This window comes from Paenarthrobacter nicotinovorans, from assembly GCF_007670255.1.
GTDB classification, from domain to species: Bacteria; Actinomycetota; Actinomycetes; order Actinomycetales; family Micrococcaceae; genus Arthrobacter; species Arthrobacter nicotinovorans_B.
Map to the genome: position 1 here is coordinate 1 of NZ_SZVS01000023.1, position 5,113 is coordinate 5,113.

5 protein-coding genes are annotated in these 5,113 nt (G+C 63.0%); 1 reads left to right on the top strand and 4 read right to left on the bottom strand.

Going from position 1 to position 5,113, the window contains the following annotated elements:
- Positions 1 to 204 precede the first annotated feature (204 nt).
- A complete protein-coding gene (locus FDP28_RS20335) occupies positions 205 to 1,392 on the bottom strand; it encodes a 4-hydroxybenzoate 3-monooxygenase (protein WP_144663422.1) in 1,188 nt (395 codons plus the stop codon).
- 83 nt (positions 1,393 to 1,475) lie between these two features.
- Entirely contained in the window at positions 1,476 to 2,246 is a 771-nt protein-coding gene (locus tag FDP28_RS20340; protein WP_144663423.1) for an IclR family transcriptional regulator, read from the bottom strand.
- A 206-nt stretch (positions 2,247 to 2,452) separates the two neighbouring features.
- On the opposite strand from FDP28_RS20340, the gene FDP28_RS20345 reads away from it, so the two are divergent.
- The gene (locus FDP28_RS20345) at positions 2,453 to 3,721 is read left to right on the top strand and encodes an MFS transporter (RefSeq protein WP_144663424.1); all 1,269 of its coding nucleotides are present in this window, start codon (positions 2,453 to 2,455) and stop codon (positions 3,719 to 3,721) included.
- Here FDP28_RS20345 and FDP28_RS20350 read toward each other — a convergent pair.
- Together FDP28_RS20350 and FDP28_RS20355 are read right to left on the bottom strand one after the other, a co-directional pair.
- Positions 3,705 to 4,136: an Hpt domain-containing protein gene (locus FDP28_RS20350; protein ID WP_144663425.1), complete on the bottom strand. Its 432-nt coding sequence runs from the start codon at positions 4,134 to 4,136 to the stop codon at positions 3,705 to 3,707. The genes FDP28_RS20345 and FDP28_RS20350 overlap by 17 nt on opposite strands.
- Positions 4,129 to 4,884, bottom strand: a complete 756-nt coding sequence (locus FDP28_RS20355; protein WP_144663426.1) for a signal peptidase I — start codon at positions 4,882 to 4,884, stop codon at positions 4,129 to 4,131. Before FDP28_RS20355 ends, FDP28_RS20350 begins: the two co-directional genes overlap by 8 nt.
- Positions 4,885 to 5,113 lie beyond the last annotated feature (229 nt).

Below are 5,113 nucleotides of genomic sequence, written 5' to 3' on the forward strand. Positions count from 1 at the left end.
AAACCGGCACACCCTGGTTCATCCCCCCACCCCACATCGACCCCCACCAAACACCCCGCCGCAACCACCACCACACACCACTGCGAACATAAACAAGAGCGCTCGAATGCATGGGGCATCCACGGAGCCGTTCACTGTCGCCGGCTTGGGGCATCCGTCGGGGCCCTATTGGTCGCTACACGCCCAGAATCAACGCGCCCGCAATCAGCGCGACGTCGGCCACCCGGTGTACGACTCCGCAAGGTAAGCCTTGGCGTGCTCGGAGGTGACCACTGAGTGCAGCTCGCCGAGTTGACGGGCACGGTCGAAGTCATCGGCCCCAGGAACGGTGTGCAGCATGGATGTCATCCAGTAGGAGAAGTGCTGGGCCTTCCAGACGCGGTCCAAGGCGCGGTCGCTGTACGAATCCAGGAGGGCCGTGGAACCGTTGGAGTAGAAGGAGTCAAGCCCCTCGAACAATACCTTGACATCATGGATGGCCAGGTTGAGCCCCTTCGCCCCAGTCGGAGGGACCGTGTGGGCGGCATCGCCGGCGAGGAAGAGATTGCCGTGGCGCATCGGAGTGTGAACAAAACTGCGGAAGGGAAGGACCATCTTTTCAAGGACCGGCCCTTCCTTGAGCTCAAAGCCGTTGCCGTTGACACGCTTGCGGAATTCTGACCAGATGCGTTCGTCGTTCCAGTCGGCGGGGTTTTCTTTGGGGTCGCACTGGAAGTACATCCGCTGAACCGTCTCGGTGCGTTGGCTGATCAGGGCGAAGCCCTCTTTGGAATTGGCGTAGATCAACTCATCCGAACTGCGCGGGGCTTCTGCAAGGATGCCGAACCAGGCGAAGGGGTATTCGTGGAAGTACCACTTGCGGTGGGCTTCGGGAATTTGGAAGCGGCAGTGGCTACGCGAGCCGTCGGCCCCTACGAGGAAGTCAGCCTGGATCTCGAACTCCTGGCCCTCCGAGTCGGTGAACCAAACTTTCGGCTTGCCTTCGAGATCGTGAACGGTAGTGTCCGACACGCTATAGCGGACGTCGCCGCCGTCGGCCTCCCTACGTGCGGCGAGGTCCATGAAAACGTCGGTCTGCGGGTACAACCATACGGATTCACCAACAAGCTCCTTGAAGTTGATGCGGTGGTTCTCGCCGTTGAAGCGCAGTTCGATTCCATCGTGGCGGTCACCTTCTCGCAGGACGCGGTCGGACACACCTGAGTCCACCAAAAGGTTCACTGTGCCGTGCTCCAGAATTCCGGCGCGGACCGTCTCCTGGATGTCCTTGCGGCTGCGGATCTCGACCACCACAGAGTCGATTCCCTGCTTCGCCAAGAGATGGGAAAGCATGAGCCCCGCGGGGCCTCCGCCCATAATGGCTACCTGGGTGGTGATGGGTGTACGTGCCATGGTTCCTCGCTTCGTTGCGGTTCCCGCCTTCTGCAGAACGGGTTGAGCTTGGAATCAGTGTGCCCCGCGGCAAGTGAGTGGCATTACACGAATTCCATTGAACGGAAGTCGTGATGAGTTCCCAACTGACGTCCAATGCCGCGCGCCGCAGTCTGCAGAGCCGGCACCAACGCCTGCAGACGCATCTCGGCAAGAGGTACCACGACACCCAACGCTGCCACCGTCCGGCGCCGGGCGTCCATGACCGGCACCGCGATCCCCCACGTGTCAGGGTCCACCACGCCCGCCAACTGGGAATAGCCTCGCTGCGCGGCTTCTGCCAGGAGGTGACGGACGACGTCGGCAGTAACCTTTCCGGCAGGGTCGCGGAATTGTTTGAGGTACTCCGCCTGCAGTTCGCGGGACTGGTTGGACATCAACGCAAGCCCGGCCGAGGAGATGTGGACAGGCATCCTCCCTGCGACCTTGGCCCGGTTGGCCACGGAACCCCGCCGGGAAAGTCGCTCCACAAAGAGGGCTTCCCAGCCTTCGAGTACCGCCAGATTGACGTTCTGGTTCAGCACCTGCTGGATGTCTTCCATGAACGGCATCGCTGCCTGGCGAAGTTCCAATGTCGGTGAATTCCGGTTGACGAGTTCCCACAGACGCAGCCCGAGGCGCACCGTTCCGCCCGCCCCAAGATCCAGCAGCCCCTGCTCCGCGAGCTGGCGCACCAACCGGTGGGCGGAGGACAACGGCAGGCCAGCCCGCTCGGCGAGCTCGCTCAGCTGCAGCGAAGTCGCACCCTCGGGGAATGCGGAGATGACCCTGACCACCCGCTCCACCACGGAGTCGCCGGACGTTGAGTTGGCCACAGTTCGACACCTTCCTGCACGCGCATCATTGACGCATGAAACTCACACAAGGGCGTCGAACGATGAAGCCCTCCCCGAACCCGCGATTCCATGAAGCCGGGATTCCATTCAATGGTAGAACGTGCGCGGCGTTACAGGGCAGAGTGATACAAATCTCGTAACCGACCGGTCGTTCAGATGACCGGCACCCCAATAATGAGGACGCTATGCCAACGATGTCATCTGCCCGCCGCTCCCAATGGCCTGTCTGGCTTTGCTGGCTGGCAATGGTCCTGGACGGTTTCGACCTTGTGGTCCTGGGAACCGTCATCCCCACGCTGATCAAGACCGGCGAACTTGGCTTTGACGCTGTGGGAGCCACCTTCGCTGCCACCATCTCCTTGGTTGGTGTCGGCTTGGGTGCACTCTTCATCGCACCGCTTTCGGACAAGTTCGGTCGCCGCAAGCTGCTGATCGCCTGCGTGGCAGGCTTCTCGATCTTCACCATCGGAGTGGCTTTTGCGCCCAATGTGGCCGTGTTCTCCGTGTTGCGTCTTCTTGCCGGTCTTGGCCTTGGCGCCTGCCTTCCCGCAGCCCTGGCCTACATGAACGACTACGCCCCGACAGGCACAGCCGGAAAATCCACCACCAGGACCATGACCGGATATCACGTCGGCGCCGTCGCCACAGCCCTTCTGGCCATCATCATCGTGCCGAACTGGCGCCTCATGTTCATCATTGGCGGCGTTGCGGGCTTGGTGCTCTTGCCGTTCCTCTGGGCCAAGTTGCCCGAGTCACTGCCCGAAGCAGCTCCGGCGCAGGCCGGCGTGGCATCGAAGCCGACCGCCGCCGTCGAACGTTCCACTGAAGCAGCTCCCAAGAAGGGCTTCCGCGACCTGCTCCAGAAGCCGTATCCGGTGGTGGCACTGGGAATCGGTGTGGCGTCGTTCATGGGATTGTTGCTGGTCTACGGGCTCAACACCTGGCTGCCCCAGCTGATGGCCGCTGCCGGATACCCCGTCAGCACGGGCCTGACGCTGCTGCTTGTCCTGAACCTCGGGGCTGTCGCAGGGCTTTTCCTGGCTGGAGTCTTGGCCGATAAGCACGGGACCAAGAAGATCGTGCTGATGTGGTTCGGGTTGTCGGCGGTGTTCCTGGCCATTCTGAGCGTCAAGATCCAGAACGAATTCCTGCTGAACGCCGCCGTGTTCGTGACCGGCATTTTCGTCTTCAGCTCCCAGGTGTTGGTGTACGCCTGGGTCAGCCAGCTGTTCCCCGCGACCCTCCGCGGAACCGCCCTTGGTTTCGCCGCCGGAGTTGGCCGGCTCGGCGCCATCGTCGGCCCGGCCGTTACGGGAACGCTGGTTGCGGCCAATATCGCGTACCCCGCCGGCTTCTACGTGTTCGCCGCGGCGGGCGTGCTGGCCGTTGCTGCGCTGTTCCTGGTCCCGCGCGAGGTCAGGAACAGCGAAGAAGCAATTACGGCTGACCGCTAGCCGGGTTCCGGGGACTTCGGCAGGTTGAATCCCTGACTGTCCCCAGGAGCTGCGGCCCGGCGGCAAAGCAACGGTCGGTGGACTTCCTCAGCTCCGGGAGTGCCTCCACTGCGGTGTCGAAGTGATCTTCCCGGATCATCATTTCAATGGCCCGGCACTGGGTTTCCGTTTCCACTGCACCCACCATGGCGGAGGAAATCTTGAGGCTGAGAACCGCGTCCATGCTGGCTTCGGGGTCATGGTGGCACAGGCCATTGGACAACCTGAGGAGTCTGCCGGGCAGCATCGCAAGGTAGGTGGAGAAGAAGCGCAGCGCCAGCCGGGAGTCACCCAATTCCTCGGCCAATGCCTGCAACCTCCACGGTTCGAGCGGGCTGGAGCCGTGGTTGGGGCTGGGTGCTGGACGGTCACTCACCGCTGGCTGCCTGGGCCTGCGCAGCGCCTTCCGGCGCCGTCTTGCTGGGGTCTTTGGTCCAGATGGAAACCAGCATTCCGATCACCAAAATCGCCGGCGCGCCATACATCAGGGTGTTCAGCACCATGGGTTCACGGAGGACCCGGATGGCGTTGCCCACGAAGGGGATGGTTGCCACCTGCTTGTCCACGGTCTTGCCCTGGAGAGTGGCGATCCATGGATCGAGGCCGTTGTTGGCGTCGCCCTTGGTTTGCACGGCAACGCCACCGTCCGCGGTGGTGGTGATCTCGACGATGCGGTGGGTTTCCACCCGCTGATCCTCCACGGGAATGTGGTAGGTGATGATGTCACCCACTTTTACGTCCTGGACCGGCGTCGGGACAGTCACGACCACGTCGCCCGGGTTGATCAGCGGGGACATGGATCCCGTCAGCATGGTGGAGGTCTGGTAGCCCAGGACACGGGGCCCGATGGCCAGGAACAGGAACACCAGCGCGCCCAGGACCAGCAGTCCAACGCCGATGCCCCTTGCCACAGCACCGGCAACGCGGCGGAGGACGCTTTTGGCTGCCGGGGCTGCGGCATCGGCGGCAGTTTCGCGGGGCCCTACGACGGCGGGGCTTACGACGGCGGTGTCGCTCACGGGGGTGGTGCCCACCTTCCGGGTGGCGGGCTTGATAGCCGAAGCCTTGGCTGCGGAACGCCGGCCGTGGAGTGCTGGTCCGTTGAGTGTTTCGATGGCGCTCATGTCCTGGCGTTCCTTTCGGTCTGTGGGGCAGATTGCTCTGTGGAAGTACGTAAACTGCGCCGCCGGGCCTGATCGGGCTGGGGGGGATGGTGCCGATCAGGCCCGGCGGGGTTCGGGGGTGTGGTGGTTATTTGGTGGTTTCGGTGCGCTGTGTGCCGGTGAAGGCGAACGCGATGGTGGAGGTGGCGCCTTGGAAGGTGTTGTCCGCGGTGGTGGGGAACGCGGTGGT

Bases quoted from the DNA above. Each gene is read 5' to 3' on its own strand.
- FDP28_RS20335 (WP_144663422.1), bottom strand. From the start codon at position 1,392: ATGGCACGTACACCCATCACCACCCAGGTAGCCATTATGGGCGGAGGC.
- FDP28_RS20345 (WP_144663424.1), top strand. From the start codon at position 2,453: ATGCCAACGATGTCATCTGCCCGCCGCTCCCAATGGCCTGTCTGGCTT.
- FDP28_RS20355 (WP_144663426.1), bottom strand. From the start codon at position 4,884: ATGAGCGCCATCGAAACACTCAACGGACCAGCACTCCACGGCCGGCGT.